This is a genomic window from Achromobacter sp. MYb9, assembly GCF_002975275.1.
GTDB lineage: Bacteria > Pseudomonadota > Gammaproteobacteria > Burkholderiales > Burkholderiaceae_B > Achromobacter.
The window spans coordinates 92,199-113,774 of record NZ_PCOQ01000014.1; the positions used below are offsets into that span (position 1 = coordinate 92,199).

Annotated in this window: 19 protein-coding genes; 14 read left to right on the forward strand and 5 right to left on the reverse strand. The window is 66.2% G+C overall.

Annotated features, from left to right (window positions below; translation table 11 throughout):
• Positions 1 to 392 precede the first annotated feature (392 nt).
• The 3 genes from CQ050_RS19675 to CQ050_RS19685 form a co-directional block, all read right to left on the reverse strand.
• Positions 393 to 1,670: a TRAP transporter large permease gene (locus tag CQ050_RS19675; RefSeq protein ID WP_105558505.1), complete on the reverse strand. Its 1,278-nt coding sequence runs from the start codon at positions 1,668 to 1,670 to the stop codon at positions 393 to 395.
• Between the two features lie 34 nt (positions 1,671 to 1,704).
• Positions 1,705 to 2,205: a TRAP transporter small permease gene (locus tag CQ050_RS19680; RefSeq protein ID WP_105558506.1), complete on the reverse strand. Its 501-nt coding sequence runs from the start codon at positions 2,203 to 2,205 to the stop codon at positions 1,705 to 1,707.
• A gap of 103 nt (positions 2,206 to 2,308) precedes the next feature.
• A complete protein-coding gene (locus tag CQ050_RS19685; RefSeq protein ID WP_105558507.1) occupies positions 2,309 to 3,283 on the reverse strand; it encodes a TRAP transporter substrate-binding protein in 975 nt (324 codons plus the stop codon).
• A 102-nt stretch (positions 3,284 to 3,385) separates the two neighbouring features.
• Between CQ050_RS19685 and CQ050_RS19690 the strand changes: the two genes are divergently transcribed.
• The 9 genes from CQ050_RS19690 to CQ050_RS19730 all read left to right on the forward strand — a co-directional run bounded on the left by CQ050_RS19690 (position 3,386) and on the right by CQ050_RS19730 (position 12,278).
• Positions 3,386 to 5,917 (forward strand): ABC transporter permease, encoded by a 2,532-nt coding sequence (locus CQ050_RS19690; protein ID WP_105558508.1) that lies wholly within the window; start codon positions 3,386 to 3,388, stop codon positions 5,915 to 5,917.
• Positions 5,917 to 6,339, forward strand: coding sequence for a group II truncated hemoglobin (locus CQ050_RS19695; protein WP_199196873.1), 423 nt, complete (start codon positions 5,917 to 5,919; stop codon positions 6,337 to 6,339). Before CQ050_RS19690 ends, CQ050_RS19695 begins: the two co-directional genes overlap by 1 nt.
• Entirely contained in the window at positions 6,329 to 7,063 is a 735-nt protein-coding gene (locus CQ050_RS19700) for a 3-deoxy-D-manno-octulosonic acid kinase (protein ID WP_105558509.1), read from the forward strand. The genes CQ050_RS19695 and CQ050_RS19700 overlap by 11 nt, the downstream gene beginning before the upstream one ends.
• Before the next feature lie 144 nt (positions 7,064 to 7,207).
• Positions 7,208 to 8,311 (forward strand): polyamine ABC transporter substrate-binding protein, encoded by a 1,104-nt coding sequence (locus CQ050_RS19705; protein ID WP_105558510.1) that lies wholly within the window; start codon positions 7,208 to 7,210, stop codon positions 8,309 to 8,311.
• 6 nt (positions 8,312 to 8,317) lie between these two features.
• Positions 8,318 to 9,445: an ABC transporter ATP-binding protein gene (locus CQ050_RS19710; RefSeq protein WP_105558511.1), complete on the forward strand. Its 1,128-nt coding sequence runs from the start codon at positions 8,318 to 8,320 to the stop codon at positions 9,443 to 9,445.
• Positions 9,442 to 10,362 carry an ABC transporter permease subunit gene (locus CQ050_RS19715; RefSeq protein ID WP_105558512.1) on the forward strand — a complete coding sequence of 307 codons (921 nt, stop codon included), beginning with the start codon at positions 9,442 to 9,444 and terminating at the stop codon, positions 10,360 to 10,362. The genes CQ050_RS19710 and CQ050_RS19715 overlap by 4 nt, the downstream gene beginning before the upstream one ends.
• Positions 10,359 to 11,168: an ABC transporter permease subunit gene (locus tag CQ050_RS19720; protein WP_105558513.1), complete on the forward strand. Its 810-nt coding sequence runs from the start codon at positions 10,359 to 10,361 to the stop codon at positions 11,166 to 11,168. The genes CQ050_RS19715 and CQ050_RS19720 overlap by 4 nt, the downstream gene beginning before the upstream one ends.
• On the forward strand, positions 11,165 to 11,524 hold the full coding sequence (locus tag CQ050_RS19725) for a Spx/MgsR family RNA polymerase-binding regulatory protein (protein ID WP_105558514.1): 360 nt from the start codon (positions 11,165 to 11,167) through the stop codon (positions 11,522 to 11,524). Before CQ050_RS19720 ends, CQ050_RS19725 begins: the two co-directional genes overlap by 4 nt.
• 16 nt (positions 11,525 to 11,540) lie before the next feature.
• The gene (locus CQ050_RS19730) at positions 11,541 to 12,278 is read left to right on the forward strand and encodes a DNA-3-methyladenine glycosylase (protein WP_105558515.1); all 738 of its coding nucleotides are present in this window, start codon (positions 11,541 to 11,543) and stop codon (positions 12,276 to 12,278) included.
• Here CQ050_RS19730 and CQ050_RS19735 read toward each other — a convergent pair.
• Entirely contained in the window at positions 12,275 to 12,976 is a 702-nt protein-coding gene (locus CQ050_RS19735; RefSeq protein ID WP_233214168.1) for a PhoP regulatory network YrbL family protein, read from the reverse strand. The genes CQ050_RS19730 and CQ050_RS19735 overlap by 4 nt on opposite strands.
• Before the next feature lie 134 nt (positions 12,977 to 13,110).
• Between CQ050_RS19735 and rmuC the strand changes: the two genes are divergently transcribed.
• From rmuC to phoU, 5 genes are all read left to right on the forward strand, one after another.
• Complete coding sequence (gene rmuC, locus CQ050_RS19740) at positions 13,111 to 14,526, forward strand: DNA recombination protein RmuC (RefSeq protein WP_105558517.1); 1,416 nt, start codon at positions 13,111 to 13,113, stop codon at positions 14,524 to 14,526.
• 129 nt (positions 14,527 to 14,655) lie between these two features.
• A complete protein-coding gene (locus CQ050_RS19745) occupies positions 14,656 to 16,185 on the forward strand; it encodes an amidase (RefSeq protein WP_105558518.1) in 1,530 nt (509 codons plus the stop codon).
• A gap of 20 nt (positions 16,186 to 16,205) precedes the next feature.
• The gene (locus CQ050_RS19750) at positions 16,206 to 17,867 is read left to right on the forward strand and encodes an isovaleryl-CoA dehydrogenase (RefSeq protein ID WP_105558519.1); all 1,662 of its coding nucleotides are present in this window, start codon (positions 16,206 to 16,208) and stop codon (positions 17,865 to 17,867) included.
• 40 nt (positions 17,868 to 17,907) lie between these two features.
• On the forward strand, positions 17,908 to 18,588 hold the full coding sequence (gene rpiA, locus CQ050_RS19755; RefSeq protein ID WP_105558560.1) for a ribose-5-phosphate isomerase RpiA: 681 nt from the start codon (positions 17,908 to 17,910) through the stop codon (positions 18,586 to 18,588).
• 174 nt (positions 18,589 to 18,762) lie between these two features.
• Positions 18,763 to 19,488, forward strand: coding sequence for a phosphate signaling complex protein PhoU (phoU, locus tag CQ050_RS19760; protein ID WP_105558520.1), 726 nt, complete (start codon positions 18,763 to 18,765; stop codon positions 19,486 to 19,488).
• A 21-nt stretch (positions 19,489 to 19,509) separates the two neighbouring features.
• On the opposite strand, the gene CQ050_RS19765 is transcribed toward phoU, so the two are convergent.
• On the reverse strand, positions 19,510 to 21,462 hold the full coding sequence (locus tag CQ050_RS19765) for a phosphocholine-specific phospholipase C (RefSeq protein ID WP_105558521.1): 1,953 nt from the start codon (positions 21,460 to 21,462) through the stop codon (positions 19,510 to 19,512).
• Between the last annotated feature and the right edge of the window lie 114 nt (positions 21,463 to 21,576).

Here is a 21,576-nt window from a genome sequence, read left to right on the forward strand (position 1 = left end):
GGGGTTCCCATGACAGGTATCGTCGATCATGACCGCATGATGGGTTTCGCGCGTTGGACACTCTCATCCTGATGCCGGACTTATCGCGCTACACCCGTCGCTCCACCCCCTAATGACTGCGGGACCCCAAAGAAACCGACTCGTCACCCACGCGCAAGCGACCACCGCGCGACGCACCACCACCTCGTATGCCGATTACGCCCGCCCGCGCGGGCGCAATCGGCGGGCCCCGCAGCACTCGTCAGTCACCCCACCCCTAACAGCGGACCAAACCAAGACGACGGCAGCCCGTCGGCGGGGGCGCGAGTGGCCATGGCGCCCCCGCCGATGGGCGACCTACGAAGCGCTCATCGGTCGCATAAAAAGCTGACCACGACCTACGAATCCCCCCATCACTTCCCGTAAACCAAATCCCTCAACCCCAAGGACAGTCCCGGCCAGTAGGTAATCACCATCAAGCAGACAATCACCACCCCGACAAACGGAATCAGCGGCCTGACTATCCGCTCCAGCGGCAGCTTGGCCACCGCGCAAGCGGCGAACAGGTTCACGCCGAACGGCGGGGTGATCATGCCCAGCGCCAGGTTCACCACCATGATGATGCCGAAGTGCACCGGTTCCACCCCGAACTTCATCGCCACCGGCAGCAGCAACGGGGCCAGCACCACGATCGATGCCGACGTTTCGATGAACATCCCGATCAGGAACAGCGCCGCGTTCACGCCCATCAGGAACGAGAACTTCGTTTCGAAGATCTGCGACAGCCACGTACCCAGCGCATCCGGGATGCCCGCGCGGTTCAGCAGGAAGCTGAAGACGCCGGCGTTGGCGATCACGAACATGATCACGGCGGTGGACACCACGGACTTGTGCAGCGTCACGGACAACTGCTTGAAGCTGAGGCGGCGGTAGATGAACTTGCCGACCACCACCGCGTACATCACGGCCACCACCGACGCTTCGGTCGGTGTGAACACGCCGCCGTAGATGCCGCCCAGGATGATCACGGGCATCATCAACGCCAGCCAGGCGCTCTTGAACGCCGGCCACAGCGGCAGGCGGCCTTCGCCGTCGCGCTTGCCCAGGTTGTTGCGCTTGGCGTAGAACCACACGTAGAACATCAGCGCGACGCCGATCAGGATGCCGGGCATCACGCCGGCAATGAAGAGCTCGCCGGTCGACGTGTCGGTGGATACGGCGTAGAGAATCATCGGGATCGACGGTGGAATGATCACGCCCAATTCGGCCGCACTGGCCTGTAGCGACGCGGCAAACGGCGCCGGGTAGCCGTGGCGGATCATCGCCGGGATCAGGATGGCGCCCACGGCGAACGTGGTCGCCACGCTGGAGCCGGCCACTGCTGCGAAGATCATGCAGGTCAGCACGCAGGTGCAGGCCAGGCCGCCCTGGATGCCGCCCACCACGCTCTTGGCGAATTCCACCATGCGTTCGGAAATGCCGCCGGCTTCCATCAGGTTGCCGGCCAGGATGAAGAAGGGAATGGCGACCAACGGGTACTTGTCCAGCGCGGCGTACAACTGCTGGGCAACCACCACCCAGGGCAGGCCGGCGGTGCCGACGCCCGCCAGGCTGGCCAGGCCGATCGACACGGCGACCGGCACGGACAGCCCGAAGAAGATCAGCATCGAGACAATCATTATTTGGGACATGGCGATATCTGCTGCGTAGGTTCGTTGGGGCGGCTTAGCCTTGCGCGTCGTTGCGCACGGGCACGTCGTCTTCTTCGCCGGCGCACCAGCGGGCCAGCACGGCGATGGCGGCCAGCGTCGCGCCGACGGGGATCGCCAGATAGATCCAGGAAATCGAGATATCCAGGCTGGGCACGGTCTGAAAGCGCACGCGGTAGGTCATGTTGCCGCCGATCCAGGCCAAAAAGCCCAGGAAACTGGCGCAGATCAGCCCGATGATGGCTTCAAGCACCCGGCGCTTCGTGCCGCCCAGCAGGTTGCGCAGCAATTCCACGCTGATCATGGCGCCATGGCGGAAGGCCAGGGCCACGCCCAGCAGCACGGTCCAGATCAGCAGGGCGCGCGTCAGCACCTCGCTCCAGTCGGCAGGCGAATGCAGCACGAAGCGGGCGATGACCTGATAGAAGGCGGCAGCCGCGGCGGCTACCAGCAGAAGTTGGGCAAGAACCGAGACCAGCTTGAACAGGCCGCGGTCGAAAGCGCAGAGCAAACGCATGATGAATCCCGATGGCGTCAAACGCACAGGGTGGAAAACGGCAGGCAGCGGGACGACAATCCCGCCGCCTGAAGGCATGGCGCCCGGGTGGGGCGTATGCCGCTTACTTGGTGTCGCGGATCGAGTCGATCAGCTTCTTGTCGAACTTCTTGTAGTACTCGGGGTAGGCGGGCTCGACTGCGGCGGCAAAGGCGGCGCGGTCCACTTCGGACACCTGCATGCCTTCCTTCTTCAGCTGTTCGACGCCGGTTTTCTCGATGTTGTCCACGTAGGCGCGCATCGCCATGGCGGATTCCTTGCCGGCCTTGTCGAAGTTGGCCTTGTCGGCGGCCGACAGGCCGTCATAGACGTTGGCCGACATCAACACCAGCGCCGGGCCGTACACGTGGCCGGTCAGCGACAGGTACTTCTGCATTTGCGACAGCTTGGCCGACGTGATCACCGACAGCGGGTTTTCCTGGCCGTCGATGGTGCCTTGCTGCAGGGCCGTGGCCACTTCAGGCCAGGCCATGGGCGTGGGCAGGATGCCGATCTGGCGGAAAGCCGTGATGTGGATGGGGTTTTCCGTGGTGCGGATCTTCAGGCCCTTGGCGTCCGCCGGGGTCTTGACCGGGCGCACGTTGTTGGTCAGGTGGCGAAAGCCCTGTTCGCCCCAGGCCAGGGCGATGATGCCGCGGCTGGGGAACTTGGCCAACATGTCCTGGCCGATCTTGCTGTCCAGCACGGCGCGGGCGTGTTGGAGGTCGCGCAGCAGGAAGGGGATATCGAAAACCCCAGTCTCGGGAACAAAATTGAGGGTAGCCCCTGTCGAAACGATGGCCAGGTCGATGGTGCCGATCTGCAGGCCTTCGATGACTTCGCGTTCGCCGCCCAGCGCGCTGTTGGCGAATTGCTGTACCTTGTACTTGCCGTTGGACGAGGCCTCGATGGACTTGGCCATGGCTTCGGCGCCCGCGCCGTAGTGCGACGAGGTCGACAGGGCGTAGGCCATCTTCAGGGTGGTCTGGGCTGCCGAGGGCAGGGATGTGGCGGCCGCGCAGGCGGCCAGAATCGTGGCCGCAAGCCAGGATTTACGCATTGTCTTCTCCGGTATTAGGTATCTTGATGGGCGGCATTGCCTCCCGCCCCGGGATGATATCGGGATTCGGACGCCTTATAGGCGGTTAGTTAACATTGATGAATGATGGATTTCCCTGATATGTCACAGGCCAAGCGCCCCGGTTTCTGGTCCACCCTGCGCCTGGGCGCCAGGATGATGATGCGCGATGCCCGGGCGGGCGAGCTGCGCCTGTTGGTGCTGGCGCTGGTCGTGGCGGTGGCTGCCGTCACCAGCGTCGGCTTCCTGGCCGACCGGGTCGGCCGGGCGCTGGAACGCGACGCCGGGCAGATGCTGGGCGCCGATCTGGTTCTGGACGCCGACGAACCGGTGCCCGCCGCGTTCCTGGACCAGGCGCGCGAGCGCGGCCTGGCGCTTTCCAGCACCTGGCAGTTCCCGTCGATGGTCGGGGCCGGCGACGGCGCGCAACTGGCGGCGCTGAAGGCGGTGGAGCCGGGCTATCCGCTGCGCGGGGCCCTTCGCGTGGCCGAAGCGCCCTTCGCCCCGGATGCGCCCACCCGCGACATTCCCGCCGAGGGTGCCGTCTGGGTGGACGCGCAACTGCTGTCGCTGCTGAACCTGAAAGTGGGCGACACCCTGAACGTGGGCGATGCCCACCTGCGCATCGACCGCGTGATTACCTACGAGCCGGACCGCGGCATGCAGTTCGTCAATGTGGCGCCGCGCGTGCTGCTGCGCGCAAGCGACCTGCCGGCCACCGGCCTGATCGCGCCGGGCAGCCGCATCGGCTACGCCATGCTGGTGGCCGGTCAGCCGGACGCCGTGGCCGGATATTCGGCCTGGCTCAACCAGAATCTGAAGCGCGGCCAGAAGGTTGCCACGCTGGAGTCCGGCCGGCCGGAGGTGCGCCGCACCCTGGACCGCGCGCAGCGCTTCCTGTCCCTGGTGGCGTTGCTGGCCGTGCTGATTTCCGCGGTGGCCGTGGCGCTGGCCGCCGGCCGCTACATGACCCGGCACCGCGACGGCATTGCCGTCATGCGCTGCCTGGGCGCCGTGCAGTCGCAGGTGTCGCGGATGCTGACGCTGGAGTTCACGCTGGTCGGCCTGTTTTCGTCCGCCGCGGGCTGCCTGCTGGGGTACGCGGTGCACCAGGTGCTGGTGATGCTGCTGGGGTCGCTGATCGACACGCAGTTGCCCGCGCCGTCCGCCATTCCCGCCTTGCAGGGCGTGCTGACCGGCCTGTTGCTGCTGCTGGGGTTCGCCTTGCCCGCGCTGGCGCAGTTGCGCCATGTGCCGCCGGCCCGGGTGCTGCGCCGCGACGCCGACACGATCAGCGCCCGCAGCGCCTTCGGCTACGCGCTGGGCGCCGCGGGCTTTGCCCTGCTGATCTGGTGGTTCGCGGGCGACGCCAAGCTGGGTGGCGTGGTGGCCGGGGGCTTTCTGGGCGCTTTCGCCGTATTCGCGCTGGTGGCGTGGCTGTGCATCCTGGGCCTGGCGCGGCTGCGCGGGCTGGCTTCGGGGCTGCCCGCGCTGCGTTTCGCGCTGGCCGGGGTGGTGCGCCGGCGCGCCGCCACGATCACGCAGGTCTGCGCGCTTGCGGTGGGCCTGATGGCGTTGCTGTTGCTGACCATGACGCGCACCGACCTGATCGACGGCTGGCAGCGCACGATGCCGCCGGATGCGCCCAACCGCTTCCTGATCAACGTGCAGCCCGACCAGCGCCAGGCCGTGACCGATGCGCTGACCCGCGAGGGCCTGGGCCGCATCGCGTTGTCGCCGATGGTGCGCGGGCGGTTGATCGCCATCAACGGCAAGCCCGTCGGCCCTGATGATTACGAAGAACCGCGCGCCAAGCGGCTGGTGGACCGCGAGTTCAACCTGTCCTATGGCGACGAAATGCCGTCGACCAACAAGATCGAGCAAGGCCGCTGGCTGGCGCCGGGCTCATCCGAGGTGTCGCTGGAATCGGGGCTGGCCAAGACGCTGGGCCTGAAACTGGGCGACAAGATGACTTTCGATGTGGCCGGCCAGCAGGTCGAGGCGGCCGTGTCCAGCACCCGGCGCGTGGATTGGGATACGATGCGCGTCAATTTTTTCGCCATCCTGACCCCGGCCGCGCTTGCCGACATGCCCCAAAGCTGGATCACTTCCTTTTACCTGCCGCCTGAAAAGGCGGCAGTGCTGCCCGCGCTGGTGCGCGAGTTCCCGAACCTGACCGTGTTCGACGTGGGCGCCATCCTGCAGCAATTGCAATCGGTGCTGAATGAAGTGGGCAAGGCGGTTCAGCTGCTGTTCCTGTTCACCCTGGCGGCCGGTGTGCTGGTGCTGTCGGCGGCGCTGACGGCCACCCGCGACGAGCGCATGCGCGAAGCCGCGGTGCTGCGAGCGCTGGGCGCCACGCGCAGCCAACTGGCGCGGTCCCAGCGCATCGAGCTTTGGGCCGTGGGCGGGCTGGCCGGTCTGCTGGCGGCCGCCGGCGCCACCGCGATCGCTTGGGTTTTATCAACCCAGGTGTTCGATTTCACCATTACCCTCAGCCTCTGGCCGTGGCTGGCCGGTATCGGCGCGGGTATGCTGGGCGCCTGGGCAGGCGGCGCCTTGGCCCTGCGCGGCGTGTTGCGCACGCCGCCCCTGGTCACCCTTCGAGAAACCTGATGACGTCCCGCGTCCATACCATTACTGAACCCGTGGAAAACACCCGCAGCGTTTTTGACCTTCTTGGCGGCGAGCCCGGCGTGCGTGCGCTGGTCGACCGCTTTTACGACTTGATGGACATGGAGCCCGACCTTAAGGCGCTTCGCGCTGCCCACGGGCCCAGCCTGGACCAGGCGCGCGACAAGCTGTTCTGGTTCCTGTGCGGGTACTTCGGCGGCCCCGACCACTATATTGAACGCTTCGGCCATCCCCGCCTGCGCGCACGCCATTTGCCGTTCTCGATCGGCGAGGTCGAGCGCGACCAGTGGGTGACTTGCATCGGGCGCGCCATGGAAGATCAGGGCATTGCCCCGCCGCTGGTGGAGCGGCTGCTGGAATCGTTCTACGGCGTGGCCGACTGGATGCGCAACCGTGAAGGCTGACGATCCCCGTAATGGCGCCCAGCGTCAGTCCTGGCCAGGGCCGCTTGGCGGCGCCATGCTCAGCGACGCGTCCCGCCTGGCCGGATCGGGCCCGGAAATCTTCAACCCGGCGCATTATGGCGACCGGGCCCGTCCCGTGGACGCTGGCGGCCGCCAGGCGGCGTGGTTCGTGCAGGGCCAGGGCTGGCAGGGCGTGCTGCGCCGCTACCGTCGTGGCGGCATGATCGCCCGCGTCAGCCGCGATGCCTATCTCTGGAACGGCGAAGACCGCACGCGCAGCTTCCGCGAATACCGATTGCTGGCCGCCATGCGCGCCCAGGGGCTGGCCGTGCCCGCGCCGCTGGCCGCCGCGTATTGGCGCCAGGGCCCCATCTACCGGGCGGCCATCGTGGTCGAACGGATCCCCGGCGTGCAGCCCCTGGCCCACGCGCTGGCCGAGCCGCTGTGGGGCGCGGTGGCGGACGCCATCGTCCGCATGCACCGCGCCGGTGTGTGGCACGCCGATCTGAATGCCTTCAACATCCTGATCGGGGGCGATGGCCGGGTCTGGCTGATCGATTTCGACCGCGGCACCCAGGGCGCGTTGTCGGATCGGCAGCGTCAAGCCAACCTGGACCGCCTGCGCCGGTCGCTGGTCAAAGTGGCGGGAGAAGAAGGCGATCGCTTCTGGATGAAGCTGCGCGACAGCTACTGGACGGCATGGGGCGTCGGCGTCCAACCCTGATCCGGCGCGGGGCGCCCGTTTGCCGTCATCGGGCCCCAATTGCATCGAAGATCCCCTGAAGTTGGGCGGCCGACCGCCAAAAGGCTTTATGATTTCGCCTTTTGGTAGTCCTGACACTCACGGCATACAGCAAGGGGGCTCGTAATGGAACTAAGGGCGGGAATGCGCTGGGCGCTAGGCGCGGTGTTGGTCGCGGCATCGGCATCGTCGGCGGTCGCGCAGAACAAGGTCGTCAACGTCTACAACTGGGCCGAATACACGGCGCCGGACACGATTCCGGGTTTCGAAAAGGAAACCGGCATCAAGGTCCGCTATGACGTCTACGACAGCAACGACACGCTGCAGGCCAAACTGCTGGCCGGCAAGTCGGGTTACGACGTCGTTGTCCCGTCCACCCATTACGCCTCGCGCCAGATCGAGGCCGGCCTGTTCCAGAAGCTGGACAAGTCCAAGATCCCGAACTGGAAGTACCTGGACCCGGAAGTGATGGCGCTGGTGGCGACCGTCGATCCCGGCAACGAGCACGCGATCCCCTGGGGCTACGGCACCAACGGCCTGGGCTACAACGTCACCAAGGTCAAGCAGATCATGGGCGACAACGTCGACCTGGGCAGTTGGGACATGATCTTCAAGCCCGAGAACGCCGCCAAGCTGAAAGAATGCGGCATCTCGATGCTGGACGAGGCCGCGCAGGTGTTCCCGGCAGTGCTGAAGTACCTGGGCAAGGATCCCAACAGCACCAATCCCGACGACTACAAGGCTGCGCTGGGCGTGCTCAAGCAGATCCGTCCGTATATCCGCCAGTTCAGTTCGTCGGGCTACATCGACGAACTGGCCGTCGGCGACCTTTGCATGGTCTACGGCTTTTCGGGCGACGTCATGATCGCCAAGAAGCGCGCGCAGGAAGCCAAGAAGGCGTATGAAGTGAACTACTTCATCCCGAAGGGCGGCGCGCCCGCGTGGTTCGACCTGATGGTCATCCCCAAGGATGCCCCGCATCCGGAAGAGGCCCTGGCGTTCATCAATTACATTGAAACGCCCAAGGTCCATGCGGCCATCACCAACACCATGTTCTACCCCAACGCCAACAAAGAGGCGCGCCAGTACGTGGTGAAGGACGTGGCCGACAACCCCATGATCTACCCGCCGGCCGAGGTCGCGAAGACCCTGTACGTGATCAAGGCGCTGCCCTTGAACGTGCAACGCCTGCAAAACCGGATGTGGTCCGAGCTGAAGTCTGGAAGATAAGTCATCATGAGCGATAGCCGTTACTCGGCGCCGCATGCGGTCGACCCGGACGAGTTCGTCCGGGTCTCCGATGTGGTCAAGATTTTTGGCGATGTGGTCGCCGTGCGTTCCGTCAACCTGTCCGTCAAGCGCAACGAGATCTTCGCGCTGCTGGGAAGCTCCGGCAGCGGCAAATCCACCTTGCTGCGCATGCTGGCCGGTTTCGAGGAAGCGACGTCCGGGCAGATACTCCTGGACGGCGAAGACATCACCAGCGTGCCGCCGTACCGGCGCCCCGTGAACATGATGTTCCAGTCGTATGCGCTGTTCCCGCACATGACGGTCGAAGCCAACGTGGCGTTCGGCCTGAAGCAGGAAGGCGTGGACCGCGCTGAAATCCACGACCGCGTGTTCGAAGCCCTGGACCTGGTCCAGATGGCGGGCTATTCGCGCCGCAAGCCGAACCAGCTGTCTGGCGGCCAGCAGCAGCGCGTGGCCTTGGCGCGAAGCCTGGTCAAGCGCCCCAAGCTGCTGCTGCTGGACGAACCCATGTCGGCGCTGGACAAGCAGATCCGCCAGAAGACCCAGATCGAACTCGTGAAGATCCTGGAGCAGGTCGGCGTGACTTGCATCATGGTGACTCACGACCAGGAAGAAGCCATGACCATGGCGCACCGCCTGGCCGTCATGACCGAAGGGCAGATCGTTCAGTGCGGCACGCCGCAGGACGTCTACGCGTTCCCGAATTCGCGCTTCGTGGCCAGCTTCATCGGGTCGACCAACATGTTCACCGGCACCATCGTGGTCGATGAACCCGACCACGTGGCGATCGAATGCGCTGAATTGACGCGGCCGCTGTTCGTGAACCATGGCGTCTCCGAACCGCTGGGCATGGAGGTGCATGTCTCCATCCGGCCCGAACGCCTGGTGGTGTCGCGCGAGCAACCTGCCGGCGAATACAACTGGGCCCACGGCATGGTCAGCCACATGGCCTGGATGGGCAGCTACGCGCTGTATCAGATCCGCCTGGATTCCGGCAAGACGGTCGAGGCCAGCGTGCCCAGCCTGCTGCTGGCCCAGATGGACGCCCCGGGTATCGACGAAGAGATCTTCGTCAGCTGGGACGCCGATAGCGCGACGGTGCTGGCGTCATGATCCGGTTTTCGCCCCGCGACTGGTTGCCGTCGGGCCGGGCGCTGGCGGTGGTGCCGCCGTTCGCCTGGCTGGTGCTGTTCCTGCTGCTGCCTTTCCTGCTGGTGCTGAAGATCAGCTTCGCCGAAGTGACGTTCGGTATCCCGCCCTACACGGCGCTGGCGGAATTCAAGGACGAAGCCGTGCAGTTCAGCCTGCACCTGCGCGGCTACATCCTGCTGTTCACCGACAGCCTGTATTTCAAGACCTACCTTAGCTCGGTGAAGATCGCCGGTATCACCACGCTGATCTGCGTGCTGATCGGTTACCCGATCGCCTACTACATCGCGCGCTCTTCGCCGCGGGTGCGCAACCTGCTGCTGCTGGGCGTGATCCTGCCGTTCTGGACGTCGCTGCTGCTGCGCGTGTATGCCTGGGTCGGCATCCTGCGCAACGACGGCCTGCTGAACAATCTGCTGCAAAGCCTGGGGCTGATTTCCAGCCCGCTGGAAATCTACCGTACCGACGTGGCGGTCTACATCGGCATGGTCTATGCGTACCTGCCGTTCTTCATCCTGCCGCTGTACGCGACGCTGGTAAAGATGGATTTGCGCCTGCTGGAAGCCGCGTATGACCTGGGCGCCAAGCCCTGGCAGGCGTTTTGGCAGATCACCGTGCCCCTGTCGCGCCAGGGCGTCATCGCGGGCGCCATGCTCGTGTTCATTCCTGCGGTGGGTGAATACGTGATCCCCGAAATGCTGGGGGGCGCCAATACCTTGATGATGGGCCGCGTCATGTGGAACGAATTCTTCAATAACGCCGACTGGCCCATGGCGTCGGCGGTGACCTGCGTGATGGTGCTGTTGCTGCTCGTGCCCCTGGTCTACTTCCAGTACAACCAGGTCAAGCAGCAAGAACAAGGCAGTGGAGGCCGCAAATGAAGGGGCCCAACAAGACACTGCGCGCCGTTGTGCTGGGGCTGGGGTATTTCTTCCTGTATGTGCCCATCGTCAGCCTGATGGCGTTTTCGTTCAATGAGTCGCCCACCGTCACGTCGTGGGCCGGTTTTTCGTTCCGTTGGTATCACGCGCTGTTCAACGACGATGCGCTGCTGCGGTCGGCCTGGCTGTCGTTCCGCATCGCGGCGATGACGGCGACGGCGGCCGTCATCATCGGCACGTGGGCCGGGTATGTGCTGGGGCGCATGGGCCGCTTCCGCGGATTCTCGCTGTACGTCGGCATGCTGAGCGCGCCGCTGGTCATCCCCGAAGTCGTGCTGGGGATTTCCTTGCTGCTGATGTTCGTGGAACTGCGGGGCAGCCTGGGTTGGCCGGCCGAAAACGGCATCTTCACGATCTGGGTGGGGCACGTGACGCTGTGCATGGCGTTCGTGGCCGTCGTCATCCAGACCCGCATCCGCGACCTGGACCGGTCGCTGGAAGAGGCGGCGCTGGACCTGGGCGCCACGCCCATTACCGTGTTCTTCAAGATTACGCTTCCGCTGATCGCGCCGGCGCTGGCCTCGGCCTGGCTGCTGTCGTTCACGCTGTCGCTGGATGACGTCGTCCTGGCGTCGTTCCTGTCCGGTCCCAGTTCCAGCACGCTGCCGATGGAAGTGTTCTCGCGAGTGCGGCTGGGCCTGAAACCCGAGATCAACGCGCTTGCCACCCTGTTCATCCTTGCGGTGGGCACGTGCGTGATCCTGGCCAACCGCCTGCAATGGCGCAAGGAGTCCGAACCCAAATGAAGCAACAAACCACCCTGTACGGCCTGACCAAGTGCAGCACCTGCATCAAGGCGCGCGACTGGCTGTCGGCGCACGGCGTCGAGCACGTTTTCGTGGATTATCGCGATCAGCCGGTGCCGGCGGCCACGCTGAAAGCCTGGTCGGACAAGGTCGGTGGCTGGGAAAAGCTGGTCAACCGCACGTCGATGACGTGGCGCAACCTGCCCGAAGACCGCAAGACGGCGCACACCGATGTGCAATGGAGCCAACTGATCGCGGAATATCCCGCGCTGGTTCGCCGCCCCGTCACGGTGACGCCGGATGGCGAAGTCACCGTGGGCTTCAGCGAAAAGCGCTACGGCGAACGCTTCGCCTGACACGGCGCCTGCGGCGATGGCAGCCTCCATCCAGACATCGGGCAACGCCGCGCTGGCGTTGCCCGATGCTTTTTTCAATCGCGATGCCGCCGAGCTGGCGCGGGATCTGTTGGGCAAGGTCATCCGCCATCGCCAGGACGGCCTGTGGCTGTCGGCCCGCATCATCGAAACCGAAGCCTACTACCTGGAAGAAAAGGGCAGCCATGCGTCGCTGGGCTACACCCACAAGCGCCGGGCGCTGTTCATGGATGGCGGCGTCATCTACATGTACTACGCGCGGGGCGGCGACTCGCTGAACTTCAGCGCCGCGGGCCCCGGCAACGCCGTACTGATCAAATCCGCCCATCCTTGGACGGACGCGCGGTCGGGGCCCGATGCCCTGGCCCGGATGCAGCAACTGAATCCGGATGCGCAAGGCCAGCCACGTCCGCCGTCGCGGTTGTGCGCGGGCCAGACGCTGCTGTGCCGGTCGCTGGGCTTGAAGGTGCCCGAGTGGGACGCGCGCCGCTTCGACCCCGACGCGCTCTATGTCGAAGATGTGGGCGATTCGCCGGAATTCCTGATCTGCACGACACGCCTGGGCATCCCGCCAGGACGAGACGAACATCTGCATTATCGTTTTGTGGACCCCGCCTACGCCGCGGTCTGCACGCGCAATCCGCTGCGGCGCGGCCAGCGCGCCGGGCACGACTATGTGTGGGTGGACCGCCAGGGCATCGTATTGCCCGAGGACCCTCGGCCGGGCATGCGCTAGGCGCTGCCCGTGTCCTGTATGCGCTTCTCCAGGGATTCGCGCATTTCCTTGTACTTGCGCGCGATGCGCTTGCGGTTCAGCGACTTGCTCCACGCGTAGAGCGGCACCAGCGGCAGCACCCCGAATCCGTCGATCAGATACAGGCCCTGCTTGCCGTCGGCGTTCAGGCCGCAGGCAATATTGCTGGCCGACACGTCATGCAACACGACGTGGGCGTCGGCCAGGTCTTCGAAAAATTCGTCCAGCTGTCCAAAAAAATGGTCGTCGACCTTGCCCTGCCGGGCCAGGTCGGCCACGGTGGGCGCGATATCGCCCGCCGGATCCGTGATTTTCTCGACCAGCAGGCCAAGCCCCAGCGTGGTCTGCGCCACCCCCAGGATGCGCGCCATGGGCACTTGCCACACGCCGGAGGGGCGGGTGGTCGTGGTGACATATTCGGATATTTCGTTCAGGTAGACGCGGTAGGCGCTTTCACGCTGGTACTGTTTGTACCAGCGCTTGAACGGCCGCGCTTCCAGATAAATGGCGCGGGCACGCATGTCCATCACCTTGACCAGCAGCGAAGGGGCATGGGGGTGCTGGAAAATGTGGCGGTCGCCGCCTGTCGCGAGGGGATGTTCGGCGTTCAGGTCCAGCGGGCCGAAGACCGACTGGAACGACACCCAGGGTCGACAGGAGGGAAGATCAGCGGGATTCAAATGAGGGCCGGGCGATCAGTTCAGGGTGGGGCAAGTTTAATCCCGTTGCGCGCCGGCCGCGCTCAGGGGCGGTCAAAGTCTTGTCGTCTGGTTACAACGGGGGGCGGATGCGTCCTACAATTCCGGCTTTGGAGATGCCTCTTTTGAACGACATTCTGCTTTGGGTCGCCGCGGGCGGCGCCGTGTTGGCTTGCCTGGCGGCCGTGCTGGCATGGTTGCGGCCCCCCGCAAGGGACGCCCGGCTGGACGCCTTGCTGGAAGGTCTGGAACGCACCGAACGCGCGCTGCGCGCCGACATCACCGAAGGCCAGCGCGGCTTGCGCAGCGAATTCGCGGAGTCCACCCGCGCGCTGCGGCTGGAATTGTCGCAATCGCATGGCGACCTGCGTGCAGGCTTATCGCGGGACGCCCAAGCCGCCCGCGCGGAATCGGCCGAGTCCCTGGCGCGCTTTGCCGCCGGTTTTGGCGAGCAATTGCAGGGGCTGATCCAGATCAACGAGCGCCGCCTGATGGAAGTGCGCGCCACGGTGGATCAGCGCCTGCAATCGTTGCAGACGGACAACAGCGCCAAGCTGGATGAGATGCGCCGGACGGTGGATGAAAAACTCCATGCCACGCTGGAGCAGCGGCTGGGCGAATCCTTCAAGCTGGTGTCCGACCGGCTGGAGGCGGTGCATAAAGGCCTGGGCGAAATGCAGGCCCTGGCCGCGGGAGTCGGCGACCTGAAGCGCGTGTTGACCAACGTGAAGTCGCGAGGCACGTGGGGCGAAGTGCAACTGGCCCGGCTGATCGAAGACAACATGACGCCAGACCAGTACGCCAGCAATATCAAGCCGGTGCCGGGCAGCGACGCCGTCGTCGAGTTCGCCATCCGCCTGCCGGGGCGGGGCGAAGGCGGCGAACCCGTCTGGCTGCCGATCGACGCGAAGTTTCCCAAGGAAGAATACGAGCGCCTGATGGACGCCCAAGAGGCCGCGGACGCGGAAGGCGTGAAAGCGGCCGGTGCCGCGCTGGGCCGGGCGGTCGAGGTGCAGGCCAGGCTGATCGCCAGCAAGTACGTCGCGCCGCCGCACACGACCGATTTCGCCATCATGTTCCTGCCCACGGAAAGCCTGTATGCCGAGGTGTTGAGGCGCCCGGGCCTGCTGGATAAGCTGCATGACCTGCGCATCAACGTGGCCGGGCCCAGCAATCTGGCCGCCTTGCTGAACAGCTTGCAGATGGGATTCCGCACGTTGGCGATCGAGCAGCGGTCCTCCGAGGTGTGGCAGGTGCTGCGCGCCGTCAAGACCGAATTCGGCAAGTTCGGCGAAGCGCTGGCCAGCGTCAAGAAGACGCTGGATACCGCCAGCAACAAGATCGGCCAGACCGAAGTGCGCACCCGCGCGATGCTCAGAAACCTGAAAAGCGTCGAAGCCTTGCCCGAGGCCGACGCCTTGCGGTTATTGGGGGCAGGGCCGGAAGCCGAAGCCGACGGGGACGGCGACGCCGATGGCGGCTTGAACGAAGAGGGCGATGCCCCGCCCGCGCCCGCTCGCGGCGCGATCTGATCCGTTCGGGCGGGCAGGGCAGTTTTTGAATCGGCGTCGGCCGCCGCCCTGCAAGCTTGTTGGCCGCGCGGACTGTCGATATCCTGGCATGTGCGGCATGTTGCCGTCGAACCCTGGAGCATCGCAAGCATGAGCCCCGCTGAACGCCATGATTCCTCTTCCCTCGACGCGACGGCGCTGGGCGCCGATATCGCCCAAGGGGTCACGACCGCGCTTGCTGCGATGCAGCAGGCGGTGGACCGGGTGGCGGCGCGCAATCCCACCATCAACGCCGCATGCGGAATGCAGCCCGAAACCGGGCTGCGCCTGGCCCAGGCGCTGGACGCCGAACTGGCCGCCCTGACACCGGAACAGCGCGTGGCGCAATTGCAGGGCCGTCCCTTCCTGGGCGTGCCCACCTTGTTGAAGGACCTGGGCACGGCGGCGTTGGGCCTGCCCAGCGCGATGGGCTCGGTGCTCTATGGCCACGTGGACTGGAACGTCGACGCTGAAATCGTGAAGCGCTACCGCCGCGCGGGCCTGATCCCGTTCGGCCGCACAACCAGTGCCGAACTTGGCTTGAGCCCCACCACCGAGTCGCCGGCCTACGGGCCCCCGACGCAGAATCCCTGGAAAGCCGGCCACAGCGCCGGCGGATCCAGTGGCGGCGCGGGAGCGGCGCTGGCCAGCGGCATGGTCCGAATCGCGCACGGCAGCGACGGCGGCGGTTCCATCCGCATCCCGGCCTCGTGCTGCGGCGTGCTGGGGTTGAAGCCCTCCCGCGGGCTGATGCCGCTGGGGCCGCTCAAGGGCGAAGGCTGGGGCGGTCTGGCGACCGAACACATGATGACCCTATCGGTGCGTGATTGCGCCGCGTCGCTGGATATCAGCGCGGGCGCCGATGTGGGGGCGCCTTACGCGGCGCCGGCGGTCCCGCAGGAGTCGTTCCGCGCCGTGGCGGCACGGGTGGCGGCCGATCCACACGCGGCCCCGCGCCGCCGCATCGCATTCATCAACACCACGTACGAGGGCGGTGCGATTCATCCGGAAGTGGCCGAAGCCGTGGACGAGGCCGCGCGGTTTTTTGCGGGACTCGGGCACGAAATGGTGGTGGCCGCGCCGCCGGTCGGTTCCGAAGAAGTGCTGTCGCCGATGCTGCCGCTGATCGCCAGCGCCGCGGCCAACGCCATCGACAGTTTCGTGGCCGCGCGCGGCCGCCGCCTGGCCGCCGACGAATTGCAGCCCACCACGCTAGGCGCGCGCGAGTACGCCCGCGCCATCTCGGGCGCGCAGTACGTGGCTTGCGTGGACACGTGCCACGACATCACGCGCCGCATCGGGCGTTTTCTGCACCGGGACGGCACGCAAGGCCATGACTTGTTCCTCAGCCCCGTCCTGGCGCAACTGCCAGCGCCTCTCGGCCGCTACGCCATGGACAACGCCGACTACCTGGCCTACCGTTTGGGCAAGAAGGGCGTGATCGGCTATTCGCCCTTCGCGCCCCTGGCCAACCTGACCGGCATGCCGGCGATCTCCATTCCGTTCGCGGTGTCGTCCGACGGGCTGCCGATCGGCATCCAGGTCATGGGCCCGCTGGGTAGCGAAGCGCTGCTGCTGGAGCTGGCGGCGCAGGTCGAAGCATTGCGGCCCTGGGCCCTGGTGGCGCCCATGGCCAGATAGCGGCATTCCACGGAGCAGCCATGTCATCGTTCGCGACGCATACCGTACAGAATCAGGTTCCACCCCTGGAAGACTATTCGCTGTACGACACCGACCCCGCCTTGGGCGAGGCAGTGCGGCGCGAAGGGGCCGAAAACTGGGCGGGCGATCTGTCCGCGCATGGCGCCTGGCTGGGGCGCGCGCAGACGCTGGCGGCCGGCGCCGAGGCCAATCGCTGTCCGCCCAGGCTGGTCGCCTATGACCGCGGCGGCCACCGCATCGACCATGTCGAATTCCATCCAGCCTGGAACTTGCTGATGAGCGGCATCCTGGCCCGCGGCCTGCACAGCCGTGCCTGGGCGCAGCCGGTGCCGGGCGCGCAGGTGTCGCGAGCGGCCGCCTATCTGATGCAGGGGCAGGTCGAAGCGGGCACGCTGTGCCCCACCACCATGACGTTCGCCGCCGTGCCGCTGCTGCAGCGCGAACCGTCCGGCGCTATCGACTTTGCGGGGCAATGGCTGCCCGCGCTGTATTCGCGCGAATTCGACGGGGCCGACGCCCCGCTGTCCGCCAAGCGCAGCGCCTTGATCGGCATGGGGCTGACGGAAAAGCAGGGCGGTTCCGATTTGCGCGCGGTCAGCACCCGCGCCGTGCCGCTGGGCACGCCGGGCCGGGGCAACGTTTATGAACTGGTGGGCCACAAATGGTTCTTTTCAGTGCCGCAGGCGGATGCGCATCTGGTGCTGGCGCAGACGGATGACGGCCTGAGCTGCTTCTTCGTGCCGCGCTGGATTCCGGACGGACCGCGTAATGCCATCCGTGTGCGGCGGTTGAAAGACAAGTTGGGCAACCGCAGCAACGCCAGCGCCGAAGTCGAGTTCGAGGGCGCGTGGGGCGTCATGGTCGGCGAACCCGGACGGGGCCTGGCCGTGTTGCTGGAAATGGCGGCCACGACCCGATTGGACTGCGTGCTGGGCAGCGCGGCCCTGCTCAGGCAGGCGCTGGTGCAATCCCTGCATCACGCGGGGCATCGCTCGGCTTTCGGCAGGCCACTGATCGAACAGGCGCTGATGCGCAACGTGCTGGCCGACCTGGCGCTGGAAAGCGAGGCCGCCATGGTCTTGGCGCTGCGCCTGGCGCGGGCGGTGGACGCGCGCGCCGATGCCTCGTCGCGGGCCTTGGTGCGCGTGGGCACGCCCGCGGCCAAGCTCTGGATCTGCAAGCGCGCCGTTCATGCGGTCGCCGAGTGCATGGAGGTCTGGGGCGGCAACGGTTATGTGGAAGAAGGGCCGATGCCGCGCATCTACCGGGAAACACCGGTCAACTCTATTTGGGAAGGCTCCGGCAACGTGATGGCGTTGGACGTGCTGCGCGCGTTGCAACGCGAGCCCGAGGCCTTGCCCGCGCTGGAACAGGAATTCGCGCAGGCGGCCGGACGGCATCGTGCATTCGACGAGGCCGTGGCGCGCTGGCGGTCCTTGCTGGCCGATGGCGGACAGGCGGAATTCCACGCGCGCCGCATCGCCGGTGGGCTGGCGCGGCTATGGCAGGCCGCCTTGCTGATCCAGCATGCGCCCGAACCCGTCGCGCAGGCTTTTGTGGCCAGCCGCCTGCAAGCGGACGGCGGTATTTTCGGAGAACTGGCCGCCGGCGCCGACACCCGGGCGATCCTGTCGCGGGCCTGGCCTGCCGCCGCATGCTAAATTTCCTGGCTTGACCAACCTACCCGCATTCTTCACCGCCATGCTCTCGCAACAAGAACTCAAGCAACAAGCCGCCGACGCCGCCCTGGAATTCGTTGAACAGGTCGCCGGCCCGGACGCCATCATCGGCGTGGGCACCGGCTCGACGGCCGACCTGTTCATCGATGGCCTGGCGCGTTTCAAGGGTCGGATCGCCGGCACGGTGGCCAGTTCCGAACGCAGCGCGGCCCGCCTTGCCGGCCATGGTCTGAAGGTGCTGGACCTGAACGACGTGTCGACCATGCCGATCTACGTGGATGGCGCCGACGAAATCGACGCCAACCTGCACATGATCAAGGGCGGTGGCGGCGCGCAGACGCGTGAGAAGATCGTGGCGTCGGTCGCCCAGCGCTTCATTTGCATCGTCGACGAATCCAAGCTGGTCCAGACTCTGGGCAAGTTCCCGCTGCCGCTGGAAGTCATCCCGATGGCGCGCGAATCGGTGGCGCGCGCCCTGGCGGCCCTGGGCGGCCAGCCGCGCCTGCGCGAAGGCTTTGTCACGGACAACGGCAATATCATCCTGGACGTGTCGGGCCTGTCCATCACGGATGCGCCGGCGTTTGAAGCCCGCGTGAACAACTTGCCGGGCGTCGTCACCTGCGGCCTGTTTGCACTGGCCGGCGCCGATGTGGCATTGTTGGCAACGCAGAACGGCATTCGCCGCCTGGACCGCGCCGCGTAAGCCTCCCGGCCCGTGCGGGGGGAAGGCCGCTCCGTCTGCCTGCCTTGCGGGCGGCGGGGCCTCGATTCATAATCCTGTCACACTTGGGTCATAACCTTGCCGGTTGTGCAGGCCCATCTCGTAATTCTCTTATTTCGGGGCAATGCAATGAGATCAACCACGCAGGGAGCCCGGATGACGGAGCATACAAACAAGCAGTTCGACGCCGATCTGGAAAGCGTCCGTTCGCAGTTCTTGCAAATGGGCGGCTTGGTGGAAGCCATGATCCAGGAAGCGATCGACGCGCTGGCCACGGGCGACCTGTCGCTGGTGGAAAAGGTCCGTGAGCGGGAAAAGGAAGTCAACCGCCACGAAGTCGAGATCGACGAAAGCATCAGCCGCATTCTGGCCCGGCACCAGCCTACCGCCATCGACTTGCGCATGCTGATGGCCGTGTCCAAGATGCTGACCGACATGGAGCGTTCCGGTGACGAGGCCGAGAAGGTCGCGACCGTCGCCCGCCGTATCCACGAAGCCGAACTGCGCCACATCCCCGTGATCGAACTGCGCCACATGGCCGCCAATGTGCGCACCATGCTGCACCAGGCGCTGGACGCGTTTGCCCGCCTTGACCCGATCCAGGCCGCTGCCGTCGTGCGCAGCGACAAGGAAGTGGACAAGGAATGGAAGGGCGCCTTGCGGCACCTGATCACCTACATGATCGAAGACCCGCGCACCATCTCGCGCGCCATCGACATGATCTTCATCGCACGCGCGCTGGAACGTATCGGCGACCATGCCAAGAACATGTCCGAACGCGTGATTTACATGGTCAAGGGCGCTGACGTGCGCCACACCGGCGTGAAGAACACCGAGCGCCTGGCGCGCGGTGACGACGGCACCGAAGAAGACGAGCAGTAGCCGGGCGGGCTGCCGCGAGGCTTACAGCGGCAGCGCGGCGCCCTGGCATAGGCGTGGGTCGGGCACGCCGGGTTTGCCGGCGTCGACGCGGCCTGCCAGCCGGCGTCCAAAAGCGGGCAGGGCCGGGGCGCTGATTTCCAGGTCGTACCAGCCTTCGCTGCCGGCATATTTGAGTTCCAGCGCGCCGCCGGCCTGCACATGCGCCATGGCGCGCCAGCCGTCGCCCATGTGGGATTCGACCTTTACGGGTTGCGGCGCATCACTGTGGTTGATCAGCCGCAGGCGCAGGCCCGAGCTTACGGGAACCAGTTGCGCCTCCAGCATGCCGGCATCCCGCGCGTCACCTCGGAATTGCCGGTGGAAACCGTCGGGCCCCAACAGCCACAGGTCGTAGCGACCGTGGTCGTGCAGCCGCCAGCCGTCATCCAGCCGCGCGCCTTGGCCCACCGTGTAGCGCCGAGGCGCATGCGCCAGATCCAGGCGGTCGTACACGTGCAGCACGGCGGCCGCGCTGCCCGGGTTGCGCAGGGTCAGCCGGTAGTGTTCGCCGTCGGCCGTCATGCGGCCCACGGCTTCCAGCGCATAGGGCAGCGGGCAGGCGTGGCGATTGCTGTCCGGATGGAGCGGGCCCCAGTCGCCGGCGAAATCGAACGCCGACGTCAGGTCGCCCGCGACGGCGCGGCGCCAAGGGCTGATATTGGGTTCAGCCACGCCGAAGCGGGCTTCAAGAAAGCGGATCACCGAGGTGTGGTCGAACACTTGCGAGTTGACCCACGCGCCACGGCTCCAGGGCGACACCACCAGCATCGGCACGCGCGGCCCCAGGCCGAAGCCGCGGCCATGCAGGCTGGCGGGGTCGTCGGGGGACGCGGCGCTCGGGCCGTGGCGGGTGTCGTGGTATTCGCCATCCAGCTCCACCGTGGACAGTCCGCCAGAGCGGCCATCGGCGTGGCGGGCGGGCGGCGCCGGCGGCGGCATGTGATCGAAGAAGCAGTCGTTCTCATCGTAGGTGACGAAGAACACGCAACCGCTCCAGACGTCCGGGTTGCGGGTCAGGATGTCCAGCACGCGCTCGGTGTAGGCCCCGCCCTGGCGCGGCGACGACACCTCGGGATGTTCGGAATCGGCCGCGGGCGCGACGATCCAGGACAGTTGGGGCAGCGTTCCGTCGTCCACGTCGCGGGCCAGGTCATCCAGCGTGTGCGTGGACAGGCCGCGATCGCGCAAAGGGGCGTTTTCGGCGCCGCTGGCATGTTCGCGGCGGTACTGCCGGAAGCCGGCCAGCGGGTTGTCGTGGAAATTGTCGGCCATGTCCTGGTACACCCGCCAGTCCACCCCGGCCGCCTGCAGGCGTTCGGGGTAGGTGGTCCAGGCATAGCCGGCATCGGCCGGGCCCAAGCGATCATAGGTGTTGACCAGGGCGGGGCCGCCCGCCTGTCCGAGCGGATCGTTGGTGCCGGTCCACAGGAACAGCCGGTTGGGATTGGTGCCAGCATGCACCGAGCAATGATAGGCGTCGCAGACCGTGAAGGCATTGGCCAGCGCCGTCTGGAACGGCACGTCGGCGGTGGTGTAGGCGCCCAGCCCCAGGCGGCCCTTGGCAGACAGCCATTGATCCATGCGGCCGTCGTTCCAGGCGCGTTGCGCGTCGTCCCAGGTGTGCGGCGTGATGTAGCCCACTGGCGTGCCGCTGGCGTATTCCGGTTGCAGCGCATACGGGCGGCACTGCGTATCGCCGTCCGTTTGCGTCAGCACGTTTCCCGAGGCCGTGGGCGCCGGGTGGGGGTCCGCGAAACCGCGCACGCCCGGCAAGGTGCCGAAATAGTGGTCGAATGACCGGTTTTCCTGCATCAGGATGACGATATGCCGTACATCTTGAAGCGTGCCGGTTTTGCGGTCCGGGGCAATCGCCAGCGCGCGCGCGATGGACGGCGGCGGTGCGGCGGGAGGGGACAAGCGCGATTCTTCTTTCATGACTGCATTAATACGGCCAGCAATGTTCGAATCTTAAGCGCAACGGGGGGCGACGTCTTGGCGATGCGCGCGCGGCGGCCGAAAACACGAAGCCCCTCGCTGACGAGGGGCTTC

Bases quoted from the DNA above. Each gene is read 5' to 3' on its own strand.
- CQ050_RS19730 (WP_105558515.1), top strand. From the start codon at position 11,541: ATGGCAGCCTCCATCCAGACATCGGGCAACGCCGCGCTGGCGTTGCCC.
- CQ050_RS19715 (WP_105558512.1), top strand. From the start codon at position 9,442: ATGATCCGGTTTTCGCCCCGCGACTGGTTGCCGTCGGGCCGGGCGCTG.
- CQ050_RS19695 (WP_199196873.1), top strand. From the start codon at position 5,917: ATGACGTCCCGCGTCCATACCATTACTGAACCCGTGGAAAACACCCGC.
- CQ050_RS19765 (WP_105558521.1), bottom strand. From the start codon at position 21,462: ATGAAAGAAGAATCGCGCTTGTCCCCTCCCGCCGCACCGCCGCCGTCC.
- CQ050_RS19725 (WP_105558514.1), top strand. From the start codon at position 11,165: ATGAAGCAACAAACCACCCTGTACGGCCTGACCAAGTGCAGCACCTGC.
- rmuC (WP_105558517.1), top strand. From the start codon at position 13,111: ATGCCTCTTTTGAACGACATTCTGCTTTGGGTCGCCGCGGGCGGCGCC.
- CQ050_RS19685 (WP_105558507.1), bottom strand. From the start codon at position 3,283: ATGCGTAAATCCTGGCTTGCGGCCACGATTCTGGCCGCCTGCGCGGCC.
- CQ050_RS19705 (WP_105558510.1), top strand. From the start codon at position 7,208: ATGGAACTAAGGGCGGGAATGCGCTGGGCGCTAGGCGCGGTGTTGGTC.
- CQ050_RS19690 (WP_105558508.1), top strand. From the start codon at position 3,386: ATGATGGATTTCCCTGATATGTCACAGGCCAAGCGCCCCGGTTTCTGG.
- CQ050_RS19710 (WP_105558511.1), top strand. From the start codon at position 8,318: ATGAGCGATAGCCGTTACTCGGCGCCGCATGCGGTCGACCCGGACGAG.
- CQ050_RS19750 (WP_105558519.1), top strand. From the start codon at position 16,206: ATGTCATCGTTCGCGACGCATACCGTACAGAATCAGGTTCCACCCCTG.
- CQ050_RS19680 (WP_105558506.1), bottom strand. From the start codon at position 2,205: ATGCGTTTGCTCTGCGCTTTCGACCGCGGCCTGTTCAAGCTGGTCTCG.
- CQ050_RS19745 (WP_105558518.1), top strand. From the start codon at position 14,656: ATGAGCCCCGCTGAACGCCATGATTCCTCTTCCCTCGACGCGACGGCG.
- CQ050_RS19675 (WP_105558505.1), bottom strand. From the start codon at position 1,670: ATGTCCCAAATAATGATTGTCTCGATGCTGATCTTCTTCGGGCTGTCC.
- phoU (WP_105558520.1), top strand. From the start codon at position 18,763: ATGACGGAGCATACAAACAAGCAGTTCGACGCCGATCTGGAAAGCGTC.
- CQ050_RS19720 (WP_105558513.1), top strand. From the start codon at position 10,359: ATGAAGGGGCCCAACAAGACACTGCGCGCCGTTGTGCTGGGGCTGGGG.
- rpiA (WP_105558560.1), top strand. From the start codon at position 17,908: ATGCTCTCGCAACAAGAACTCAAGCAACAAGCCGCCGACGCCGCCCTG.